This is a genomic window from Ideonella benzenivorans (assembly GCF_020387415.1).
Lineage (GTDB): Bacteria > Pseudomonadota > Gammaproteobacteria > Burkholderiales > Burkholderiaceae_C > Ideonella > Ideonella benzenivorans.
Map to the genome: position 1 here is coordinate 557024 of NZ_JAGWCB010000012.1, position 21998 is coordinate 579021.

Here is a 21998-nt window from a genome sequence, read left to right on the forward strand (position 1 = left end):
CACCTCCGCCCTAGGGAAGGTCTGCACAACACCCGGCGCTGCGTGAGTTGATGCATCCGATTTCAGATGATGGCGATTTCTGGCTCACGAGGTCCGCTTTCAGGCCGATTTCGCCCTGATTCACGGCCCTCTGGCCGCATTTGGACGCACTCATCCCCGCATCTCCTGCAGCAACGTGCGGCGCACCATCCACAGGTTGGACAGCGCAAACAGCGTGTGCAGCTGCGCCGTGTTCTTGGCCAGTCCCCGATAGCGCACCTTCACATGCCCGAACTGGCGCTTGATCACCCTGAAAGGGTGTTCGACCTTGGCCCGGATGCGCGCCTTGATCTGCTCCAGCTGGTCCAGGATGGCGCCCATCGGCGTGCTCTTGTCCAGCACCTTGCGCTTGCCCGGCCGCATGGCCACGTGCCAGTTGACGTTGATCTCTTGCGTCTCTTCCCGCTTGCCAACGCCCTGGTAACCCGAGTCGGCAAAGACATCGGTTTCCGCTCCGTGCACCAACGCATGCGCCTGCGTCACGTCGTTGACGTTGGCCGCCGTGCCCACCACCGTGTGCACCAGGCCCGAGTCTGCGTCGACCCCGATGTGGGCCTTCATCCCGAAGTGCCACTGGTTGCCCTTCTTGGTCTGGTGCATCTCGGGGTCGCGTTCGCCGCTGCTGTTCTTGGTCGAGCTCGGCGCTGCAATGAGCGTGGCATCGACCACCGTCCCGCTCTTGAGCAGCAGGCCCTTGGCAGCCAGCGTGGCGTTGACAGTGGCCAGGATCTGCAAGCTCAGGTTGTGAGCTTCGAGCAGGTGGCGAAACCGAAGAATGGTGCTCTCGTCGGGCAGGTTGTCTTCCCCGGCATCCAGCCCCACGAACTCACGGAACAGCGCCATGTCGTACAGCGCCTCTTCCATGGCCGGGTCCGAGAGGTTGAACCACTGCTGCAGGAAGTGAATGCGCAGCATGGTCTCCACGGCAAACGGTGGGCGTCCGCCCTTGGCGCCAGGAGCTGGTGCGTGCGGCGCGATCAACGACACCAGCTCGGCCCAGGGCACCACCAGGTTCATCTCGTCCAGGAACTCGCGCTTGCGAGTCCTCTTGGTTTTGCGCTCGAATCCGCTCTCGCCCAGGCTCATCTGTTTCATACCGCCACTGTCTCACATCGGGCGCTGGCGCCGAGGTTGTGCAGACCTTCCCTAGGGGGGAAGGCCGGTGATGTGGAAATCCCTCATGCCGCGCCAGGCGTGCTGCTACACTGACGACAGGCCACTACCAGCACCAGCCTGACGGTGGCCGCGTCGTTTCCGACGAAAGCCACGCTTTTCGACGTGCCGCTTCTGTCCATCCCGTCCGGTCCCCTGCTGGTCGCCCCTCTCTGCGGGCGACGGATCGGCACCTGCTCCCTATCTGAGCCTCCATGAATTTTGATTCACTCGGCCTGGCCGAACCGATCGTGCGCGCCGTGCGCGAACAGGGCTACACCCAGCCCACCCCGATCCAGGCCCAGGCCATCCCGGCCGTGCTGCTGGGCGGCGACCTGATGGCCGGTGCCCAGACCGGCACGGGCAAGACCGCCGGCTTCACGCTGCCCATGCTGCACCGCTTGGCTGCGGCCGGCCCCAAGCGTGATGCCCGCGGTCGCGTCATGATCCGCGCCCTGATCCTCACCCCCACCCGCGAGCTGGCGGCCCAGGTCGAGGAAAGCGTGCGCAACTATGGCAAGTACCTGCCGCTGACCAGCATGGTGATGTTCGGCGGCGTGGGCATGCAGCCGCAGATCGACAAGCTGCGCAAGGGCGTGGACATCCTGGTGGCCACACCGGGCCGTCTGCTGGACCACCACCAGCATGGCACGCTGGACCTGTCGCAGGTCGAGATCTTCATCCTGGACGAAGCCGACCGCATGCTCGACATGGGCTTCATCCACGACATCAAGAAGGTGCTGGCCATCGTGCCGGCCAAGAAGCAAAGCCTGCTGTTCTCGGCCACCTTCAGCGACGACATCAAGGCGCTGGCCGAGCGGCTGCTCAACCACCCCTCGCTGATCGAGGTGGCCCGCCGCAACGCCACCGCCGACACCATCGCCCAGAAGGTGATCCCGGTCGGTCGCGAACGCAAGAAGGAACTGCTGGCCTACCTGATCCAGGAGGGTCGGTGGAACCAGGTGCTGGTCTTCACCCGCATGAAGCACGGCGCCAACCGCCTGGCCGAGTTCCTCGAGAAGGAAGGCATCAGCGCGATGGCCATCCACGGCAACAAGAGCCAGGGCGCCCGCACCAAGGCCCTGGCCGAGTTCAAGGCCGGCACCTTGCAGGTGCTGGTGGCCACCGACATCGCGGCCCGCGGCATCGACATCGACCAGTTACCCCACGTGGTGAACTTCGAGCTGCCCAACGTGCCCGAGGACTATGTGCACCGCATCGGCCGCACCGGCCGGGCCGGCGCTCAGGGCGAGGCCGTCTCGCTGGTCTGCGTGGACGAAGAGCAGTTCCTGCGCGACATCGAGAAGCTGATCAAGCGCGCCATCCCCAAGGAAGTCGTGCCCGGCTTCGAGCCGCCCGCTGGCGAGAAGCCCGAGCCCATCGTGCTGGGGCGGCGCATGACCATCGGCGTGGGTGCCGCCAAGGGCCGGGGCGGCCAGGGTGGACGCCCCGGGAGTGGCGATGCGCGTCCCCGCCAGGGTCAGCCCAGCAGCCAGCCTCGCGCGGCCGCCCCCCGGGGCGCTGGCCGTGGCCCCGAAACGGGTCGACGCGAGCGGGGTGCCGCCCCGTCGGGCCGCCCGCCGCGCACGGGCCGCTGAAGCGACTCGCCGCTGAAACAGCCGCCTTCGGGCGGCTTTTTTTCGTCAGTATCGGGAGAAACACCCCATCTTGGGGCGCTCATTTCCGCGTCTTGCCCGCCGATGAGACAGGGTGAAATCTCGTCAGCCGGCACACCCGTCAATGGGCGCGCCGGTTTCCGCAGGTGTCCTGCTGGACCCGATACCTCGAACGACACATCCCCGGGAGCCATATGCGTGTCAATCTGCCTGTCACTCAACGGGAGCTGCCCTTTCCCGAGGGTGAAACACTGGTCTCCAGCACCGACCTGCAAGGTCGCATCCTCTACTGCAACGCTGCTTTCATCGAAGTCAGTGGCTACACCCGCGAAGAGTTGCTGGGTCAACCCCACAACCTGATCCGGCACCCCGACATGCCGGCGGAAGCCTTCCGCGACATGTGGGCCACCATCCAGGCCGGCTCTCCGTGGTCGGCCCTGGTGAAGAACCGCCGCAAGAATGGCGATCACTACTGGGTCCAGGCCAATGTGACCCCGCTGACCGACGCCAATGGCCAGGTGACGGGTTTCATGTCGGTGCGCACCCAGCCCTCGCGCGCAGCCGTCGAGCAAACCGAACAACTCTACAAGCGCATGCGTGAAGAAGCGCAGGCCGGCCGTCAGACCCTGGTGCTGCAGCAAGGCAGCCTGCACTCCACCCGCCTGTGGCAACGCGCGCTGCGGGCCCTGCGCCCCGGACTGCGCGGCAGCATCGTGCTGATCACCGCGGGTGCGGGGATGATCAGCTTCCTGATGGGCGAGTGGGAGGCCAGGGGCCTGACGGCCATCGGCCTGGGGGAATTGGCCTCAGGCGCCGCCATTGCCCTGGCGCTGGGCTTCACGGGCTCCGCACTGCTGCGCAACCTGGTCACCACGCCCCTGGCCCAGTTGATCCAGTTCGCCAACCAGATCGCGGGTGGCAACCTGACCCAGACCATCGACAACCATCGTCAAGACGAGATCGGGCGGCTGGTCCAGGCCCTGGCCCAGCTCAACGTCAACCTGATGTCCATCGTGCGGGATGCCCGCAATGGCGTGGTCCAGATGCAGCGCGACACCACGGTGATCGCCGACGGCAACCACGACCTCTCCGCCCGCACCGAGGCCCAGGCCAGCAGCCTGCAGGAGACCGCCTCGTCGATGGAGGAGATCACCAGCACGATCCGCCAGAGCACCGAGATGGCCCAGCAGGCCGCGGACCGCGCCGCCAACGCGCGCACCGTGACCGAGCACAGCGCCAGCGCGGTGCAGGCGCTGTCCTCGACGATGAGTCAGATCAGCGAAGCGTCCAGCAAGATCGCCGACATCATCCAGGTCGTTGACAGCATCGCCTTCCAGACCAACATCCTCGCTCTCAACGCCGCCGTGGAAGCCGCGCGAGCCGGCGAACAGGGCCGCGGATTTGCCGTGGTGGCCGGTGAGGTGCGGGCGCTGGCCCAACGCACCTCGGTGGCGGCCCGCGAGGTGCGTTCGCTGATCCAGTCCTCGGCCGAGCAGGTCCAGGCCGGCAACCAGCAGACCGACGTCGCACGCACGGCCATGGCGCAGGCCCGGGGCGCGATCGACGAGGTCCACCAGTTCATCCAGCAGCTCAGCCACGGCATGCAGGAGCAGATGCTGGGCGTGAGCCAGGTGAACCAGGCCGTCTCCGAGATGGATGGTCTGACCCAGAAGAACGCCGCCCTGGTCGAGGAGATCGCCGCCTCGGCCTCCACGCTGCGCGACCAGGCCAGTGAAGTGGCCGCCTCGGTCTCGGTGTTTCAGCTCAAGCGCGGCCAGACCGGCACCGCCCCGCCGACGGACGCCGTGGCCCTGCGCAAGGCGATGAAGGCCCAGCCGACCCGCCCCACATCCCCCCCGCCACGCGCCCCGGCCAAGGCCCCGTCCGCCCCCGTCCCGGCCCTGACCGAAGAGGGCGACTGGAACACCTTCTGACCCCGGCTTGACCCGCCCCTGCGTTCCGCGGGGCGCGGCCGTGCCATCATGGGCGTTTTCTGATCGCGACGCACCGTGCTGACGGTGCGTTGGCACTTCACGGATTCGGCATGCAAATCGACTTTCTCGGCGCGGCAGACTGTGTCACCGGCTCGCGCCATCTGGTGACCTGGGGTGGACAACGGGTGCTGCTGGACTGCGGCATGTTCCAGGGCTTCAAGGTCCTGCGCGAACGCAACTGGCTGCCGCCCTCGCCCGAGATCATGGCCGCCGATGCGGTGGTGCTGAGCCATGCCCACCTGGACCACAGCGGCTGGCTGCCGGTGCTGGTGCGCCATGGTTGGCGCGGCCCGATCTACACCTCGCCGGCCACGCGCGACCTGGCGGAGGTGCTGCTGCTGGACGCGGCCCACCTGCAGGAAGAAGATGCGCGCCGGGCCAACCGCTACGGCTACAGCCGCCACGCCAAGGCCCTGCCACTGTTCACACAGGCCGACGCCAAGCGGGCCGTGTCGCAGATGGTCACCGTGCCCGAGGGCCGCACCCGCGCGGTTGGCAAGGGCCCGCTGCAGTTCACCCTGCGCCCGGCCGGCCACCTGCTCGGCGCCTGCTCCATCGTGCTGGAGCTGGGTGAGGAACGCCTGCTGTTCACGGGTGACCTGGGTCGCCAGAACGACCTGCTGATGAAGCCACCCACCCCGTTGGACCATGCCGACGTGGTGCTGACGGAGTCCACCTACGGCAACCGCCTGCACCCGCGCGAGGACATCGCCGGCGTGCTGGCCGACATCGTCAACGCCACCATCCGCCGCGGTGGCTCGGTGCTGATGCCGGCCTTTGCCGTGGGCCGCGCGCAGTCCCTGCTGCTGGTGCTGCAGCGCCTGAAGGCCCAGGGCGAGATCCCGAACCACCTGCCGATCTTCCTGGACAGCCCGATGGCCATCGAGGCCACCGCGCTCTACCGCAAGTACCGCCGCCTGCTGCGTGTGCCCGAGCGCGAGATGCAGCACCTGTGCGATGGCGTGCACCTGGTGACCACCAGTGCCCAGTCGCAGCGCCTGGTGCGCTCGCAGATGGGCGCGCGCATGCCGGCCATCATCATCTCGGCCAGCGGCATGGCCACCGGCGGCCGGGTGCTGCACCACCTCAAGAACATGGCCCCGGACGACCGGCACCACATCGTGTTCGCCGGCTTCCAGGTCGGCGGCAGCCGGGGCGCCAGCCTGGTGGGCGGCGCCAAGGAAGTCAAGATCCACGGCGAATGGGTGCCGGTGCGCGCACCGGTGACCCACCTCGAAGGCTTCTCTGGCCATGCCGACGCCAACGAGCTGATGAACTGGCTGGGCCAGGCCACGAAGCCGCCGCGCCAGACCTTTGTCGTCCATGGCGAGCCCGAAGCCGCCGACGCGCTGCGCCAGCGCATCGCCCACGAACTGCAGTGGCCGGTGCGCGTGCCGCCAGCGGGTGGCCGCTTCATGCCCTGACCCCGGATGAGCCCGACGCTGGAATTTCCCGGCATGGTCCAGGGCCTGGCCGCAGCGCTGGGCGCCGGCCTGCTGGTGGGGCTGGAACGCGAGCGCCGCAAGGGCGAGAGCCGCGAACGCAACGCGGCCGGCATCCGCACCTTCAGTGTGGCCTCGCTCTTGGGGGCGCTGGCCCAGAGCCTGAACGTGCAGCTCCAGCAGCCGTCGCTGGTGCTGCTGGGGGGGCTGATGGTGATGCTGCTGGGCGTCTTCTCGTACCTGCGCAGCCTGCAGCGCGACCCGGGCGTGACCACCGAACTGGCCCTGTTCACCACCTATGTGATCGGGGTGCTGTGCGCTGTCGCCCCGCTGCAGGGCGGTGGGCTGGCCGTGGTGCTGGCCGGGCTGCTGGCCTCGCGCACCCAGTTGCACCGCTTCTCGACCCGGGTGCTGACCGAGGCCGAGCTGCACGATGGCCTGATGCTGGCCGCCTTCTCGCTGGTGGCCCTGCCGCTGATCCCCCCCGGCCCCTTGGCGGCGCTTGGTGGCCTGAACCTGCGGCAGATCGCCCTGCTGGTGCTGTTGCTGCTGGGCATGCAGGCGGCCGGCCATGTGGCGCTGCGGGCCTTTGGCGAGCGCGCCGGCATGGTGCTGACGGGCGTGTTCGGCGGCGTGGTCTCCAGCACCGCCACCATCGCCACGATGGGGGCCAAGGCCCGCCACGGCGAGCTGCCCGCACGGGCTGCGCTGACGGCGGCCGTGGCCTCCACGGTGGCCACCTGGACCCAGGCCGAGCTGATCCTGCTCACCCAGTCGCCCGAACTGGCCTGGCATCTGGCGGCCCCCGCCGCACTGGGCACGCTGATGGCCGCGGCCGGCACCCTGACCCTGATCTGGCACGCCACGCCCGACGCCGGCCCCGCGGGGCCAGTGGCGGGTGCGCGCGTGCTGCAGCTGCGCGAGGCCCTGCTGGTGGCCGGTGCACTGGCCGGCGTGTCCTGGCTGGTGCGGGCCGCCTCGCAATGGCTGGGGCCCGAGGCTGTCGTGGCCAGCGCCTCGCTCTCCGGCATGGTCGACGCCCATGCCAGTGCGGCGGCGCTGGGCGGGCTCTACAGCAGCGGTGACCTGGACCTGGCCACGGCCAAAGTCGGTGTCGTCGCGGTGATCACCGCCAACTCGGTGTCGCGGGCGGTGGTGGCGGCCTCGGCCGGTGGGCGCCAATTCGCCCTGCCGGTGGCCGCCACCCTGTTGAGCTCAGCCGCGGCCAGCTGGCTGGGCTGGTGGCTGACCCGCGCTCTCTGAGCCGTCCGCCCTGCGGGACAACGCAGGTCTCAGCGGAACTCGCGCTGACGCAGCCACTTGGTGGCCACCCACTTCTCGCCCGCCTGCACCGGCGCACCGCCGTGCAGCGTGCGGGTGGCGGCGTCCGGCCGCGGGTAGCTGAAGAACACCGCATGGCCCTTGATGGGCGCCACTTCCAGCCCCACGTCCGGGAAGGTGGTGGCGCCGCCCCCGTCGGGCGTGTTCAGGTACATCACCAGCGTGGCCAGGCGCTGCCCGCCACGCGAGAGGATGGTGCTGGCCCCCGGCTGGTGCGGGTCAAAGTAGTCGTGGTGCGGCAGGTACTGGGCCCCCGGCCGGTAGCGCAACACCTGCAGGCCCTCGCCATGGCTGACCGGCCAGTGGACCAGTGCGGCGATGCGCGCCTCGATCCGCTCGCACAGCGCGCTCTCGCCACGCTCGAAGAACATGCCTTCGCTGGTGCGGGCGCTGTTGACCTCGCTGCCCCCGGTATCGGCCACCACGGTCTCGGAACGGGCCAGGCGGCTGTTGGCCAAGGCCACCAGACCGTCGCATTCCTCGTCGGACAGAAAGCCGCCCAGCACGACCACCCGTGGCAGGGCCAGCGTCGCCAGCACGTCCACGGTGCGGTCCGGCAGCACCAGCCGGTTGGGCGCAGTGGACAGCTCGATGTGCGGCATGCCGTCCGGCCCCGCCTCGTCACCTTCCACGTCTTGCAACATGCCCTGCAGCGCCGCCAGGGCGATGGCCCGCTCCCAGCCGCTGGCCTGCATGGCCTGCAGCACGTCGTCTGTCCGGCAGCCGGCCTGGAGCTGCTCGCGTATCCAGTCGCGCAGCTCCGGCGTCACGGTCTGCGAGCTCATGCGGCGTCCTTGCGCCGGAACACCAGCCGGTCGGGGTCGGAGGCGGCGGCGTCGAAGCCATAGCCCTCGCTGGCAAACCCCTGCAGCGCCGCCACCTGGGTGATGCGGTGCTGGATCGCAAACCGGGCCATCAGGCCACGGGCCCGCTTGGCGTGGAAGCTGATGACCTTCCAGCGGCCGCCCTTCCAGTCCTCGAACACGCAGTCCACCACCCGCGCCTGCAGCACCTTGCGGTCCACGGCCTTGAAGTACTCCTGCGAGGCCAGGTTGACGACCACCGGCGCCGGCCCCTCGCCCAACTGCTCGTTGAGGGTTCGGCTGAGCCTGTCACCCCAGTAGCCATACAGGTTCTTCGCGCCGGGCGTGGCCAGCGGGATGCCCATCTCCAGCCGGTAGGGCTGCAGCCGGTCCAGCGGCCGCAGCAGACCGTACAGACCGGAGAGGATCACCAGGTGCTGCTGGGCCCAGCCCAGGTCGTCGACCGACAGGCTGGCCGCGTCCAGCCCCTCATAGACATCCCCATTGAAGGCCAGCACCGCGGGCTTGCTGTTGCGCTCGGTGAAGCGCGTGGACCAGGCGCCGTAGCGGGCCACGTTGAGCTGGGCCAGCGGGTCGGACAGGTCCATCAGCGAGGCCACCTCCTGCACGCTCTTGGTCTTGAGCACGTCGATCAGGGTGGCCGCTTCCTTGACGAAGCGGGGCCGGCTGGCCAGGGCCGCCACCTCGGGCGGCACGGGGGTCTCGTAATCCAGGGTTTTGGCAGGCGAAATCAGGAACAGCATGTCGTCGTCAGGCTCAGGGCGAACAGGTGTCTTCGTCGGCGTCGTCGGCCGCGCCGGGCACACCGGCGCGCGGCCGGGCCGGGGCGGCGCCCAGGGCTTCGGCCCAGGTGCGGTGCGGGATGTGGCTGGTCAGCCGGTGCAGGGCGCAGTTCAGCAGGTGGCCGTTGATCTCGTGGCCCACGCCTTCGGCGATGTCGATCGTTGCATCGCCCTGCAGTTCGGCCAGCCGGTCGATGGCGGCCCGGGCGTGCGCCACCGGGATCACCGGATCGGCCTCGCCATGCAGGAAATGCAGCGTCGTCAGGGCCGGTGCCACACTGGGCAGCGCGGCATAACGGCCGGAGAAGGCCAGCACCCGGCCGGCCAGGCCATCGTGGGCCTGTGCCAGCTCCAACGCCATGATGGCCCCCTGGGAAAAGCCCCAGAGCGCAGTGGCCGCCTCGCCAACCCCCAGCGCTTGCTGGGTCTGGCGCAGCCAGTTGGCCAGGGCCGGCAGCGCGGCCGCCACCCGTTCCGGCCGGTTGGCCTCGGTCACGTCCCGCAGCGAGAACCACTGCCGCGCCTGGCCGGAAGAGTCCACATCCAGCGGCTCGAAACCATCCGGCGCCACGATGGCCGCCTGCGGAAAGGCCCGCTGCAGATGGGCGGCCAGCGGGGCCATGCCCGCAGCACTGTCGCCCACACCGTGCAGCAGCACCATCAGCTGCGCGGGCGCCCCCTGGGCCGGTAGCCATTGCAAAGTCTTGCTCATGGCGCGATTGTCTCCGGGCCGCGGGAACCGAGTGGGGGCTGGGGCCATGCCTGCGGGCCCCCGCTGCAGCGCCGGAGCGACAAACCTAAAATGGCTGTTTCGACGCGACACGCCCCAGACATGACCCGCAAGCTCTTCGTCACCACCGCCCTGCCCTACGCCAATGCGCCCTTCCACATCGGGCACATGATGGAGTACATCCAGGCCGACATCTGGGTGCGGTTCCAGCGCATGCAAGGGTCGGAGGTGCACTTCGTCGGCGCCGACGATGCGCACGGCGCGCCGATCATGATCGCCGCCGAGAAGGCCGGCATCACGCCGCAGCAGTTCGTGGCCCAGGTGGCCGCCGGCCGGTCGAAGTACCTCAACGGCTTCCACATCGCCTTCGACAACTGGCACTCCACCGACGGCCCGGAGAACCACCAGCTCGCGCAGGACATCTACCGCGCGCTGCGCGACGCCGGCCTAGTGGACGTGAAGCTGATCGAGCAGTTCTACGACCCCGAGAAGGGCATGTTCCTGCCCGACCGCTTCATCAAGGGCGAATGTCCCAAGTGCGGCGCGGCCGACCAGTACGGCGACTCCTGCGAGGTCTGCGGCGCGGTCTACGCCCCCACCGAGCTGAAGAACCCGTACTCGGCCCTGTCGGGCGCGACGCCGGTGCTCAAGACCTCGGACCACTACTTCTTCCGCCTCTCGGACCCGCGCTGCGTCGAGTTCCTGGAACAGTGGACCGGCACGCCCGGCCGCCTGCAGCCCGAGGTGCTCAACAAGATCAAGGAATGGTTCACCAAGGACGAAGAGGGCCAGGGTGGCCTGGGCGACTGGGACATCAGCCGCGATGCGCCCTACTTCGGCATTGAGATCCCGGACGCGCCGGGCAAGTACTTCTACGTCTGGCTGGACGCCCCGATCGGCTACCTGGCCTCGCTGAAGAACTACTTCGGCAAGAAGGGCATCGACTACGACGCCTTCTTCGCCGACCCGGCGGTGGAGCAGATCCACTTCATCGGCAAGGACATCACCTACTTCCACACCCTGTTCTGGCCGGCGATGCTGCACTTCAGCGGCCGCAAGACGCCCGACAAGATCAACGTGCACGGCTTCATCACGGTCAACGGCGGCCAGAAGATGAGCAAGAGCCGCGGCACCGGCATCAGCCCGTTGAAGTACCTGGACCTGGGCCTGCACCCCGAGTGGCTGCGCTACTACATCGCCGCCAAGCTCAACAGCCGGGTCGAGGACATCGACTTCAACCCCGAGGACTTCGTCGCCCGGGTCAACTCGGATCTGGTGGGCAAGTACATCAACATCGCCTCGCGCGCGGCCGGCTTCCTGAGCAAGCGCTTCGAGGGCACGCTCTCGGCCGACCTGGGCGTGGAAGGCCGCGCCCTGCTGGACGCGCTGCGCGCCCAGCGGCCCGCCATCACCGAGCTGTACGAAGAGCGCGAGTACGGCAAGGCCCTGCGCGAGGTCATGGCCCTGGCCGACAAGGTCAACGAGTACGTGGACACCCACAAGCCCTGGGAGCTGGCCAAGAAGCCGGAGAACGCGGCGGCGCTGCACGACGTCTGCAGCACCTGCATCGAAGCCTTCCGTCTGCTGACCATCTACCTGAAGCCGGTGCTGCCGGCCCTGGCCGAGAAGGTCGAGGCCTTCCTGCAGGTCGCGCCGATGAACTTCGAGGACATCGAGCGCGCGCTGGGCGCCCACACCATCGGCACCTACCAGCACCTGATGCAGCGTGTTGACGCCCAGTTGCTCGACGAACTGCTGGCGCCGCCGCCCGCGCCCAAGCTCATCCCGGGTGGCGAGGAGCTGGCCCCCGAGATCAAGATCGACGACTTCAGCAAGGTCGACCTGCGCATCGCCAAGATCGTCAAGGCCGAGGCGGTGGAAGGCAGCGACAAGCTGCTGCGCCTGACGCTGGACGTGGGCGAAGGCCAGACGCGCAACGTCTTCAGCGGCATCAAGAGCGCCTACAAGCCGGAAGACCTGGAAGGCAAGCTGACCGTGATGGTGGCCAACCTGGCCCCGCGCAAGATGAAGTTCGGCGTCAGCGAAGGCATGGTGCTGGCCGCCAGCCACGCCGACGAGAAGGCCCACCCCGGCATCTTCGTGCTGGAGCCCTTCCCCGGCGCCCAACCGGGCATGCGGGTGCGCTGAGCCCCGGCGTCCCTCAGCCCGCGCCGGGCATCGCCGGCGGCGGGTGCCCCCGGCGGCGCCAGCGCCGCCGCTGGGTGATGCGCACAGCAACCATGCGGGGGTCGGCGCGGGCCGCCTCCGGGTTCCTCAAGCCGACGGATGGTGCGGGCGCGTTGGGCACTATCACCTGTTTATGGGAGTTGACGCCCGCCGCCGCGGGCCCAAGCATACGCGCCATCTTCCGCTTCCAGCGAGACCGCGCAGACTGCCATGGGTGCTGCACAGTGTCAGAGGGAAACGCCGGCGCTGCAATGGCTGTCATCGCAGCTGGCGGGGCGCTTTCGGGCTGCCTTCCTGCGGGAAGCGCTGGCGGACGACGCCTGGCTGTCCCAGGTCGATCTGGACCTGATGGTCTTCGGCGACGTGCCCGGCTTCCGACCGGAGCGACGGTTCGCGCCCGACGGCACGGCCATCGACCTGGCCTGGTACCCCGCGGCCTGGCTCTCGCAGCCCGAGCGTCTGGCCGCGGCCGGGCTGGCCGCGCACCGTCTGAAGAGTGCCCGGCTGCTGTGGGATGTGACCGGCGACGCCCTGCCCTGCCGTCAGGCCTTTGAAGACCGTCTGTACCAGCCGGCGGTGCATCGGCAGCGCATTGAGGTGCTGCTGGACATCGGCCACCTCACGGTGCGCGAGATCGGTGTCACCTGGGACGAGCCGCCCCTGGCGCTGTTCTGGCTGCAGATGGCGCATGCCAGCTGCCTGGCCGCGCTGGCCGATGCCAGCCGGCTCGGCTGCCCCAACATCTTCACCCGGCCGTTCGCGCACCTGCCGGCCATCGAACAGGCCTGCGGTGCCGCCCTCCGTGACCAGATGGTCAACACCCTGCGGCTGGACAGTGACCCGGCCGAGGCAGAGACCGCCGTGCGCGCCCTGCACGCCCAGGTGAGCGAACGCTACGCCCAGCCCCGCTGGCCCGAGGCCATGCGGGACGTCACGCGGGCCGAGTACGCCTACCACCTGTCCGCCGAGGAACTGGCCTGGCGCCTGGCCGTCGCCCGCGAGATGGTCGCGCAAGGCCAACCCGAGGCGGCGGTGTACTACCTGCGTTTCTGGGCCTACGCGCTGGTGCGGCTGGCGATGGTCTGGCACCGCGCCGCCGAGGGTCAGGACATCGCCTTTCTGCGCCCGGAGCAGCCCGTGCGTCCCGATCTGGCGCGGCACAGCCCGGAGCTGCTGCCGCTGCTGAGCACCGCGCTCGGCGGCCCCCTCGCCCTGCGCGAGCTCCAGTCGGCGCTGGCTCGGCTGCTGTCGCTGCACCAGTTCTGCTGTGCATTCCTGTCGTCCCGTGGGTTGGCGCTTGCCCCGGAACGGTCTTGGCAACCCCACCGCGGGGCCCCGCGGCACGTCGACACCTGAAACCTCCACCGAGGAGCACCCCATGGCCCAGATGCCCGCAGTCTGCAAGACCTGCACGGTTCCCGTGACCTCCCAGTTCGATCCGACCACCGGTGCCCGCGGCACGGTCACGATCAACTCGATGCTGCTGGTCACAGACCAGTGCTTCGTCTACGACACCATCGAATTCCTCGACGGTGGGCAGATCGTCTTCGCCCCGAGGGAACGCGACACCTACCACGACAACTACAACGTCATCTGCCGCAAGCTCTACATCCAGGGCGGCAGCGCCCCCAAGGAGCTCAACCCCTGCCGGCCGACCGATCCGGGCAAGACCTACGACGGCAACAACGTCATCACCTGGCTGGGCCGGCTGCAGACGGCCGCCGATGGCCAGAACGCCCCCACCCCCGCGGCCGATGGCGCGTCCTTTGAATCCAACCAATGGAGTGACCAGGGGCAGGGCAACGATGGCAAGAGCGGCGGCCGCGGCGGCGACGGCGCCACAGGCCAAAGCGGCAGCCGTGGCCAACGCACCCTGAACCTGGAGAACCGCGAGCAGCGCCCGGTTCTCAACATCGTGGCGCTGGAGGTCGAATTCGCCAACCCCGTGAGCCACCTGACGGTGGACTGGAACGGCCAGGTCGGCGGCGACGGTGGAGATGGCCAGGACGGCGGGCGCGGTGGCAACGGCATGGGCGGCCGGGACGGCTCCACCGATGACAGCGTCTGGGGCGACTCCTGCGAGCGCCCGCCCGGCAACGGCGGCAATGCGGGCGATGGCGGCAACGGCGGCCCCGGGGGCAATGGCGGCCATGGTGGCGATGCGGGCGACATCTACGTCATCAGCAGCGCAGCCAACATCGCCGCCGGCGGCATCTTCAAATCCGGCCAGTTCAGCTACATCAATGGCGGCGGCAAAGGCGGCTCGCCGGGCAACGGCGCGCGCGGCGGCCGGGCCGGCGTGCGCGTCGGCAACCGCGGCAAGAAAACCAGCGCCTGCGAGGAGGCCCACGACGGCCAGGCCGGCAACCCGGGCGTGCCCGACCCGCTGGGCTCGGGCAGCACGGTCAAGGGCAGCCCCGGCGCGGCCGGGGTGGCGGGCAAGCTGGGGTTCGAGGCCATCGACCCGCCCAAGAGCGAGACCTGCGCCGACCTGATCCCGATCGCCCTGACCCTCAGCAGCGTCAGCCCCAACACGGGCACGCGCGGCAGCACCGTCACTGTCACCCTCACCGGCACGGGCTTCAACCCCGCCGCGGCCCTGCACACGGTCAATGTCAGCGGGTTGGGGGTCAGCGCCAGCATGCCGGTCGTGGCCAGCAGCACCTCGATGAGCTGTGACCTCACCCTGACCGCCGCGGCGCCGCAGGGGGCCCGCGACGTCACGGTCACCTTCGGCCCGGCGCCGCTGGTCACGGCCACGCTCAGCGGCGGCTTCAGTGTCCTGCCCTGAGGCCACCGCCTGGACACAGGCCCACCAGCGGGCACGGCAGCACCTGCTGCGCGAGGCCGAGGCCGGCTTCCCGGAGGCCGGCCACCGCATGACCTTTCCGCACCAGGCCGGCTTTGGCGGCGCCCGCGAGCAGCACGAAGGCCGGGTCTTTTCGCTGGCCATCCTGGGCGGCCTGCTGCTCGACGCGGCCGAGGCGCTGGGCGGCGACCCGGCGCTGCAGGCCCTCGCCACCGGGCTGGCCGAGCAGGTGGCCGCCCAGCGGCTGGCCGACTGCGCCGGGGGCTGGAGCTACTTCCCCGACCTGCCGGAGCTTCCCCCCGACCTGGACACGCTGGCCGCGGTGCTGTCGCTGCTGGCCCGTGCCGCGCCGCAGCACCTGCCCCTGGCCGCCCCGGCCCTGGCGCTGGCCCGGCAGCAGCGCACGGACGAAGGTTGCATCCCGACCTTCCTGATGAGCGACGCCGACCCGCCCGCACGCCGAGAGGCCATGCAGCGGGGCGTGCGCCTGCACTGGGGCCACACCGCCGATGCCGACGTGCTGGCGCGCTTCTACACCACGATGTGGCGGCTCGACGCCGACACCTGGGGCCCCTCGGCCCCGCTGGATTGGCTGGCCGCGCAGCAAGCGGCCGACGGCGCCTGGCGAACGCCCTGGTACGCCGGTGCCCACTACCCCACCCGGCTGGTCCTGGACCTGTTCGAGGCCCTGGCCCCGCAAGCGCCAGCCGCCCAGGCCGCGCGCGACTTTCTGCGCCAGTCGCCGCCGCCCACCAGCGCCCTGGACCTGGCCGTCACCGGCACGCCCGGCACCGCGCTGCTGGCCCTGCAGCAGGACGACGGCGCCTGGCCGGCCAGCCCCTGGCTGCAGATGCCCATGGGTCGCCCGCAGGGGCAGGTGGTGCGCGTGCTCAGCTGGACCAGCCGGACCCTGACCACGGCCCATGGCCTGCGGCGGGCCGCGCAAGAGGTCGCCCGCCGGGGTTAGGCCAGCCCCGGTCGCTGGAACCCGGTTCTGGCCCGTGCCACCTCGGCACGGGTCACACAGCCCTCGGCATGGTCGTTGACCAGGCCCATGGCCTGCATGAAGGCATAGACCGTGGTCGGCCCGACGAACTTCCAGCCGCGCTTCTTCAGGTCCTTGGACAGCGCGATCGACTCGGGCGAGACCGACACCGTCTGCGGCGTGGCCAGGGCCTCGGCCACCGGTTCGTAGCGCCAGAAGTAGGCCGCCAGCGAGCCCGCCTCCTCGGCCAGGGCCTGTGCGCAGCGGGCGTTGTGGATCACCGCCTCAATCTTGCCGCGGTGGCGCACGATGCCGGCATCCGCCAGCAGCCGGGCCACCTCGGCCTCGCCGTAGCGGGCCATGGCATGGAAGTCGAAGCCATCGAAGGCGGCGCGGAAGTTTTCGCGCTTGGCCAGGATGGTGCGCCAGCTCAGGCCCGACTGGAACCCTTCCAGGCACAGCTTTTCGAACAGGCGGCGGTCGTCCGCCACCGGAAAGCCCCATTCGGTGTCGTGGTAGGCCAGGTACTCCGGCGTGGCCAGGCACCAGCGGCAGCGCAGTTGGCCGTCGGCGGCTTGGTCAGTGGCGCTCATCGTGTCTTTCCCCCTTGTGACGCGGTGGTCCAGGCGCGGACAATCACCCCATGCCTCCACCGCATGCCCACGAAGTGTCGCAGGTCCGCCGCCTCTCGCGGCGGCGCAGCTTCTTCGTGCGCCTGCACCACTGCGGTCCTCCGGCGCAGGTCCTGGCCAACCTGTGTTCCCTCTTTGTTCCGGAGCGTCCATGCCGCTTGCCACCTTGCGGGCTGCGCTGCAGCCTTTCCGTCCCCGCGCCCTGACCGCTCTCAAGGGTCTGAGCCGGGATCAGCTCGTCGCCGATCTGGGCGCGGGCCTCACCGTGGGCATCGTTGCCCTGCCCTTGGCGATGGCCTTTGCCATCGCCTCCGGCGTCAAGCCCGAAGCCGGGCTGTTCACCGCGATCATCGCGGGCTTTCTGGTCTCCGCCCTGGGCGGCTCCAACGTGCAGATCGGCGGGCCGGCCGGGGCGTTCATCGTCATCGTCTACGGCATCGTCGACCGCTACGGCCTGGCCAACCTGCTGATCGCCACCTCGCTGGCCGGGGTGCTGCTGTTCTTGATGGGCCTGTTCAAGCTGGGCGCGCTGGTGCGCTTCATCCCGGTGTCCATCGTGATCGGCTTCACCAACGGCATCGCGGTGCTGATCGGCCTGTCGCAGCTGAAGGACTTCCTGGGCCTGCCGATCGCCAAGATGCCGGGCGACTTCTTCGCCCAACTGGGCACGCTGGCCCAGCACCTGGGCCAGCTCAACCCCTGGGCCCTGGCGCTGGGCCTGGGCTGCCTGGTGCTGGTGGTGGCCTGGCCCAAAAGCTACACCATGCCGGTGGGCATCCGGCTGGGCTGGCGCCACCGCCTGTTGCGTGGCGCCGCCCACCTGCCCGGCACGGTGGTGGCCCTGGCAGGCGCCACCCTGCTGACCAGCGCCTTCCACCTGCCGGTGGAGACCATCGGCAGCCGCTTTGGCGGCATTCCTCAGGGCCTGCCCCAGTTCGCGCTGCCGTCCTTTTCCTGGGAGGGCGTGAAACAGCTCTTCATCCCCACCGTGACGATCGCCCTGCTGGGCGCGATCGAATCGCTGCTGTGCGCCCGGGTGGCGGACAACGCGGCCGATCTCCCCCGCCACGACCCCAACCAGGAACTGATGGCCCAGGGCGTGGCCAACCTGGTGACGCCGTTCTTCGGCGGCATTCCCGCCACCGGCACCGTGGCGCGCACCGTGACCAATGTACGCGCCGGGGGCCGCACCCCGCTGGCCGGCATGGTCCACGCGGCCACACTGCTGGTCATCGTGCTGGTGGCGGCGCCGCTGGCGGCCGGCATTCCGTTGGCGGCCATGGCCGGCATCCTCCTGTTCGTGGCCTGGAACATGGGCGAGTGGCGCGAGTTCACCCGGCTGCGCCACTTCCGCTGGCCTTACCGGTTGCTGCTGGTGGGCACCTTCGTGTTGACCGTGGTCTTTGACCTGACGGTCGCGGTGGAAGTCGGGCTGGTGTCGGCCTGCGCCTTCTTCATCCTGCGCATGGGCTCGCTGTTCCAGGTGCGGCCCACCGCGGCACCCCAGGCGCCTGCCGACGTGCAGGTGTTCGAGCTCTACGGCGCGCTGTTCTTCGGCGCGGTCGACAAGCTGGAAGCCCTGCCCGCCCAGCTGTCGCCCGGCACCCGGCGCGTGGTGCTGGACCTGCGCCGGCTGGTGTCCATGGACACCTCGGGCCTGGAGGCGCTGCGCGTGCTGTGGCACCAGCTGCAGCGCAGCGGCATCACGCTGGACCTGGCCGAGGCCAACGAGCAGCCCTTGTCGCTGCTGGAGCGTTCCGGCTTTGCCGACGAGCTGGGCCGCGAACACCTGCCCGCCACGTTGGCGGCCGCCTGGGCGCGCTGAACCTGCGTCAGTCGAAGGCGGGTTCGGTGCGGGCCAGCTCGCGCAGCACCTGGGCGCACAGCGCCTGCTGCGGCGCGCGCTGCGCCTGCAGCCAGCCCACGGCCCACCAGGCCTGGGGTTCGCGAGCGGCCGCGTCCCGGAACAGGGCCTGGGCCAGCACCAGGTCGTGGTCGTGCCCCAGGGCGTCCTGAGCCCGGCCCAGCACCGCCAGCTGCCGCGCCAGGGCCTTGGCCGGCCACAGGCTGGCGCTCATCTCCAGCCCGTAGCGCAGGCGCTTGATGCGACGGCGCAGGCGGTGGCTGGCCGCATCGTCCAGCGTTGCATACTGCTGCGCGTCCCGCTGCACCTGCTGCTGCAGGGGGGCCAGGCAGCTCCGCAGCCAGCGGCGCAGCGAGCGGGGCGAGGCCGCCTCTGCATCCGGCGTGGCCGGTGACAGCGGGGTCTGAACGAAGCCCAGCAGGTCCAGCAGCAGCGTGTTGAAGCCCGGGCTGCGCAGGCATTCGCCAGGGAGCAGCCCCCCAGTCGGCGGCGTCGACAGTGCGTCGACCCAAGGCGCGCCAGCAGCCTGCAACCCCGGCAACACCGCCTGGGCCAGGGCATCGTGGTCGCGTTGCATCCCCAGAGCCCGGAACACCTCGCCCAGCCGGGGCTCCCAGGCCGCATCGGGCCGGCGGGCCGCCGAGGCCGGCAGCGGCAGCGCCTGCAGCACGGTGCGCAGGCGGCGCAGCCCGATGCGGCACTGGTGCAGGTACTCGGCGCCCTCGGGCAACGCGGGCAGGTCCCCGTCGGCCAGCACGGCCCCATTGGCCAGCACCTGGGTCAGCGCACTGCGCAGCAGACGCTGCAGGCCTTGTTCGGGCGACAAGCGCTTGCGCAGGGTCGCCGCCTCCCCCCGGGTGGGCGGCGACGCCCAGCGGCCACTGGCCAGCAGGTGGCCGCGCTCGGCCTTGCTGCGCACATCCAGCCACAGACCGTGGCGGGCCACCCAGCGCCGGGCCAGCGCCAGCAGCACCGCCGGCTCGCCACGCACCAGTTCGAACTCCAGCTCGCACACCGGCCACTCCCGGCCACCCGCGCGGATGGTTCCTTCATCGAAGGCCAGCTCCACCATCCCCCCCGGCACCCGCACCACACGCTTGAGGCGGCGGATGTCGGTCTCGAAATGCAGACCCAGCCCCTGGGCCTGGCCGTCGCCGGACAACACTGCCATGCCCAGCGCGCGGGCCAGCGCTGAGGCAGCGGGCGTGCCCTGGTGGCGGGCCAGATCCGGCGCCGGCGGCTCGGTGCCAGGGGGCAGCACCACCTCATGCTCCAGGCGCGCCATCGGGTTTTCGCCTTCGGCCTTGAAGGTCTGCACCCAATGGGCGCCCTCGTCACGCAGACGCAGCGCCGCGCGCGCGCGGGCCAGGCGTCGGTCGGGGGTGTCCAGGTACTGGGCCCGCAGCCGCTGCTGGCGGGCGCTGGCGGTGCCCACGGCACGGCGCACGGCGTCCCGGGCGGCGGCCGGGACCTGGAACTTCAACTCGATCTCGAACACGATGGGGCTTTCTGGGGGACGGCCGGAAAAGAAGACACCGATTCTGCCCGCGCGCAGGCGCCGCCAGGATGACACCACGGCCCCGCTACCATACCGCCATGCCCCCGTCTCCCACCGCACCCCGGTCCATCGAACCGGCCACCTGGCAGCGCCTGGAGGCTGCGGCCTGGGCCGCCTGGCCCGCGCTGGAAGAGCACGAACACGCCGGCTGGCGGCTGCGCACGGCCCGCGGCTACACCCGCCGCGCCAATTCGGCCAACGCCGGGCCCGGCGCACAGGCGCTGAGCAACGTCGACCTGGACGCCATCGAAGCCCACTACCGGGACCGGGGGCTGCCGACGATCTTCCGGCTCACCGAGCCCGGCCCCCAGCCCGCCCTGGATGCGCAGCTGGCCCAGCGGGGCTACACACGGCAGGATCCGTCCTGGGTGCTGTGGAAACCCCTGGTGCCGCCGCCCCTCCCGGCGCCGGCCCCCGCACTGCGGCCCTGGCCCGTCTGGCTGGCCGCCTTCCAGCACCTGTCCGGCAAGCTGGGCCCGGAGCAGGCCACCCACCTGGCCATGCTGCAGGCCATCCAAGGGCCCTGTGCGCCCGCGGTGTGGCCGGCCGAAGATCCTCTCTGCTGCGGCCTGGCGGTGCTGCACCAGGGCTGGGCCGGCCTGTTCGACATCGCCACCCACCCCGCCGCCCGCCGGCAAGGCCTGGCCCGCGCGCTCTGTGGACAGCTGCTGGACTGGGCAGCCGCCCAGGGGGCCCACCACGCCTACCTGCAGGTGCTGGAGGCCAACACCGCCGCGCGGGCGCTCTACGCGCAGCTGGGCTTTGTGCCGGCCTACCGCTACTGGTACCGGATCGGCCCGGCGGCCGGGCAGGCGCCCCGGTAGAATCACCGTTTTCAGTCGAACCCGGTGCGCTGCCAGGCGCACCTTGCTGCCATGCCGCTGTTCTGGAAGCCCTACAAGTCCGAAATCACCCAGTTCATCGACGAGATGAAGGCCAAGCGCCCGACGCTGGAAGCCGAGCAGCGCGCTGGCCGCGGCCTGCTGTGGGACCGCCCGCAGGACCGCGAAGACGCGACCGAATTCAAGGCCGCCCGGGTGCCACAACAGCCCTACGTCTACCAGACCCGCGGCCACTGAGCCGCCCCGTCCCTGCGCGGCCTGAGCCTGACGCCGTGAGCGAGCCCGTCCCCGCCAGCCCGGCCCCCGGGGCCCCCGGCCCAGGCGGCGAAGGCTTGCCGAGCGCCGCCGACACCACCGCGGCGCCCACCGAGCTGCCCCCGCCCGTGGCGCCCGAGGTGGACACCCCGGCCACCGTGGATGGCGTGGCGGTGGCGCGCCTGTATGGCGAGCCGCTGTTCTCGCTGCCCAACGACCTCTACATCCCGCCGGATGCGCTGGAGGTCTTCCTGGAAGCCTTCCAGGGGCCGCTGGATCTGCTGCTCTACCTGATTCGCAAGCAGAACTTCAACATCCTCGACATCCCGATGGCGGATGTCACGCGGCAGTACCTGACCTACGTCGACCAGATCCGCGAACACAACCTCGAACTGGCCGCCGATTACCTGCTGATGGCGGCCATGCTCATCGAGATCAAGTCGCGCATGCTGCTGCCGCCCAAGCCCAGCGAGAACGGCGAGGAGCCCGAGGACCCGCGGGCCGAGCTGGTGCGCCGGCTGCTGGAATATGAACAGATGAAGCTGGCGGCGGCCCGGTTGGACGGGCTGCCGGTGATGGGACGGGACTTCCTGCGGGCGCAGATCCACGTCGAGCAGTCGCTGCAGCCCCGCTTCCCGGAGGTGTCGTTGGTGGACATCCAGGAGGCCTGGCGCGACATCCTGCGCCGCGCCAAGCTGAACCAGCACCACCGCATCACGCGCGAACAGCTCTCGGTGCGCGAGTTCATGAGCGTGGTGCTGCGCCGCCTGCAGAACGAACGCTACGTCGAGTTCGAGGAACTGTTCGATGTGAGCCAGGGGCCCCCGGTGATGGTGGTGACCTTCATCGCGATGCTGGAGCTGGCCCGCGAGCGCCTGCTGGAGATCACCCAGGCCGAGGCCTTCGCGCCGATCTACGTGCGCCTGGCCTACCAGCCCACCTGAGC

General features: G+C 70.2%; 18 protein-coding genes. 12 read left to right on the plus strand and 6 right to left on the minus strand.

Features of this window, described 5'->3' with window-relative positions; genetic code table 11:
• Positions 1-150: 150 nt before the first annotated feature.
• On the minus strand, positions 151-1134 hold the full coding sequence (locus KGA65_RS15365) for an IS5 family transposase (protein ID WP_225863981.1): 984 nt from the start codon (positions 1132-1134) through the stop codon (positions 151-153).
• Between the two features lie 272 nt (positions 1135-1406).
• On the opposite strand from KGA65_RS15365, the gene KGA65_RS15370 reads away from it, so the two are divergent.
• The 4 genes from KGA65_RS15370 (at position 1407) to KGA65_RS15385 (ending at position 7506) form a co-directional block, all read left to right on the plus strand.
• On the plus strand, positions 1407-2789 hold the full coding sequence (locus KGA65_RS15370; RefSeq protein WP_225863982.1) for a DEAD/DEAH box helicase: 1383 nt from the start codon (positions 1407-1409) through the stop codon (positions 2787-2789).
• A 212-nt stretch (positions 2790-3001) separates the two neighbouring features.
• A complete protein-coding gene (locus KGA65_RS15375; RefSeq protein WP_225863983.1) occupies positions 3002-4741 on the plus strand; it encodes a methyl-accepting chemotaxis protein in 1740 nt (579 codons plus the stop codon).
• 110 nt (positions 4742-4851) lie between these two features.
• Positions 4852-6225 carry an MBL fold metallo-hydrolase RNA specificity domain-containing protein gene (locus KGA65_RS15380; protein WP_225863984.1) on the plus strand — a complete coding sequence of 458 codons (1374 nt, stop codon included), beginning with the start codon at positions 4852-4854 and terminating at the stop codon, positions 6223-6225.
• 6 nt (positions 6226-6231) lie between these two features.
• A complete protein-coding gene (locus KGA65_RS15385; protein ID WP_225863985.1) occupies positions 6232-7506 on the plus strand; it encodes an MgtC/SapB family protein in 1275 nt (424 codons plus the stop codon).
• A 29-nt stretch (positions 7507-7535) separates the two neighbouring features.
• Here KGA65_RS15385 and KGA65_RS15390 read toward each other — a convergent pair whose 3' ends face one another.
• Genes KGA65_RS15390 through ypfH form a run of 3 tightly spaced genes read right to left on the minus strand, consistent with a single transcriptional unit; the run spans position 7536 to position 9902 of the window.
• A complete protein-coding gene (locus KGA65_RS15390; protein WP_225863986.1) occupies positions 7536-8369 on the minus strand; it encodes a 2OG-Fe(II) oxygenase in 834 nt (277 codons plus the stop codon).
• On the minus strand, positions 8366-9151 hold the full coding sequence (gene yaaA, locus KGA65_RS15395; protein WP_225863987.1) for a peroxide stress protein YaaA: 786 nt from the start codon (positions 9149-9151) through the stop codon (positions 8366-8368). The genes KGA65_RS15390 and yaaA overlap by 4 nt, the downstream gene beginning before the upstream one ends.
• A gap of 13 nt (positions 9152-9164) precedes the next feature.
• Positions 9165-9902 (minus strand): esterase, encoded by a 738-nt coding sequence (gene ypfH / locus KGA65_RS15400; protein ID WP_225863988.1) that lies wholly within the window; start codon positions 9900-9902, stop codon positions 9165-9167.
• Between the two features lie 120 nt (positions 9903-10022).
• Between ypfH and metG the strand changes: the two genes are divergently transcribed.
• From metG to KGA65_RS15420, 4 genes are all read left to right on the plus strand, one after another.
• Positions 10023-12068 (plus strand): methionine--tRNA ligase, encoded by a 2046-nt coding sequence (gene metG, locus KGA65_RS15405; protein WP_225863989.1) that lies wholly within the window; start codon positions 10023-10025, stop codon positions 12066-12068.
• A gap of 249 nt (positions 12069-12317) precedes the next feature.
• Positions 12318-13463: a hypothetical protein gene (locus KGA65_RS15410; protein WP_225863990.1), complete on the plus strand. Its 1146-nt coding sequence runs from the start codon at positions 12318-12320 to the stop codon at positions 13461-13463.
• Positions 13464-13485: 22 nt separating this feature from the next.
• Positions 13486-14898, plus strand: a complete 1413-nt coding sequence (locus KGA65_RS15415; protein WP_225863991.1) for a hypothetical protein — start codon at positions 13486-13488, stop codon at positions 14896-14898.
• Positions 14885-15883 carry a hypothetical protein gene (locus KGA65_RS15420; RefSeq protein WP_225863992.1) on the plus strand — a complete coding sequence of 333 codons (999 nt, stop codon included), beginning with the start codon at positions 14885-14887 and terminating at the stop codon, positions 15881-15883. Before KGA65_RS15415 ends, KGA65_RS15420 begins: the two co-directional genes overlap by 14 nt.
• Here the strand turns inward: KGA65_RS15420 and KGA65_RS15425 are convergent.
• Positions 15880-16494, minus strand: coding sequence for a DNA-3-methyladenine glycosylase I (locus KGA65_RS15425; protein WP_225863993.1), 615 nt, complete (start codon positions 16492-16494; stop codon positions 15880-15882). The genes KGA65_RS15420 and KGA65_RS15425 overlap by 4 nt on opposite strands.
• A gap of 190 nt (positions 16495-16684) precedes the next feature.
• Here KGA65_RS15425 and KGA65_RS15430 point away from each other — a divergent pair, with 190 nt between their 5' ends.
• A complete protein-coding gene (locus KGA65_RS15430) occupies positions 16685-18358 on the plus strand; it encodes a SulP family inorganic anion transporter (protein ID WP_225863994.1) in 1674 nt (557 codons plus the stop codon).
• Positions 18359-18365: 7 nt separating this feature from the next.
• Here the strand turns inward: KGA65_RS15430 and KGA65_RS15435 are convergent, their stop codons facing one another.
• Positions 18366-19895, minus strand: coding sequence for a CYTH and CHAD domain-containing protein (locus KGA65_RS15435; RefSeq protein ID WP_225863995.1), 1530 nt, complete (start codon positions 19893-19895; stop codon positions 18366-18368).
• Positions 19896-19993: 98 nt separating this feature from the next.
• Here KGA65_RS15435 and KGA65_RS15440 point away from each other — a divergent pair, with 98 nt between their 5' ends.
• The 3 genes from KGA65_RS15440 (at position 19994) to KGA65_RS15450 (ending at position 21996) form a co-directional block, all read left to right on the plus strand.
• Entirely contained in the window at positions 19994-20779 is a 786-nt protein-coding gene (locus KGA65_RS15440) for a GNAT family N-acetyltransferase (RefSeq protein WP_225863996.1), read from the plus strand.
• A 51-nt stretch (positions 20780-20830) separates the two neighbouring features.
• Entirely contained in the window at positions 20831-21034 is a 204-nt protein-coding gene (locus KGA65_RS15445; protein ID WP_225863997.1) for a DUF3460 family protein, read from the plus strand.
• 95 nt (positions 21035-21129) lie between these two features.
• Complete coding sequence (locus tag KGA65_RS15450; RefSeq protein WP_375142646.1) at positions 21130-21996, plus strand: segregation and condensation protein A; 867 nt, start codon at positions 21130-21132, stop codon at positions 21994-21996.
• Positions 21997-21998 lie beyond the last annotated feature (2 nt).

Bases quoted from the DNA above. Each gene is read 5' to 3' on its own strand.
- KGA65_RS15365 (WP_225863981.1), bottom strand. From the start codon at position 1,134: ATGAAACAGATGAGCCTGGGCGAGAGCGGATTCGAGCGCAAAACCAAG.
- KGA65_RS15370 (WP_225863982.1), top strand. From the start codon at position 1,407: ATGAATTTTGATTCACTCGGCCTGGCCGAACCGATCGTGCGCGCCGTG.
- KGA65_RS15375 (WP_225863983.1), top strand. From the start codon at position 3,002: ATGCGTGTCAATCTGCCTGTCACTCAACGGGAGCTGCCCTTTCCCGAG.
- KGA65_RS15380 (WP_225863984.1), top strand. From the start codon at position 4,852: ATGCAAATCGACTTTCTCGGCGCGGCAGACTGTGTCACCGGCTCGCGC.
- KGA65_RS15385 (WP_225863985.1), top strand. From the start codon at position 6,232: ATGAGCCCGACGCTGGAATTTCCCGGCATGGTCCAGGGCCTGGCCGCA.
- KGA65_RS15390 (WP_225863986.1), bottom strand. From the start codon at position 8,369: ATGAGCTCGCAGACCGTGACGCCGGAGCTGCGCGACTGGATACGCGAG.
- yaaA (WP_225863987.1), bottom strand. From the start codon at position 9,151: ATGCTGTTCCTGATTTCGCCTGCCAAAACCCTGGATTACGAGACCCCC.
- ypfH (WP_225863988.1), bottom strand. From the start codon at position 9,902: ATGAGCAAGACTTTGCAATGGCTACCGGCCCAGGGGGCGCCCGCGCAG.
- metG (WP_225863989.1), top strand. From the start codon at position 10,023: ATGACCCGCAAGCTCTTCGTCACCACCGCCCTGCCCTACGCCAATGCG.
- KGA65_RS15410 (WP_225863990.1), top strand. From the start codon at position 12,318: ATGGGTGCTGCACAGTGTCAGAGGGAAACGCCGGCGCTGCAATGGCTG.
- KGA65_RS15415 (WP_225863991.1), top strand. From the start codon at position 13,486: ATGGCCCAGATGCCCGCAGTCTGCAAGACCTGCACGGTTCCCGTGACC.
- KGA65_RS15425 (WP_225863993.1), bottom strand. From the start codon at position 16,494: ATGAGCGCCACTGACCAAGCCGCCGACGGCCAACTGCGCTGCCGCTGG.
- KGA65_RS15430 (WP_225863994.1), top strand. From the start codon at position 16,685: ATGCCGCTTGCCACCTTGCGGGCTGCGCTGCAGCCTTTCCGTCCCCGC.
- KGA65_RS15440 (WP_225863996.1), top strand. From the start codon at position 19,994: ATGCCCCCGTCTCCCACCGCACCCCGGTCCATCGAACCGGCCACCTGG.
- KGA65_RS15445 (WP_225863997.1), top strand. From the start codon at position 20,831: ATGCCGCTGTTCTGGAAGCCCTACAAGTCCGAAATCACCCAGTTCATC.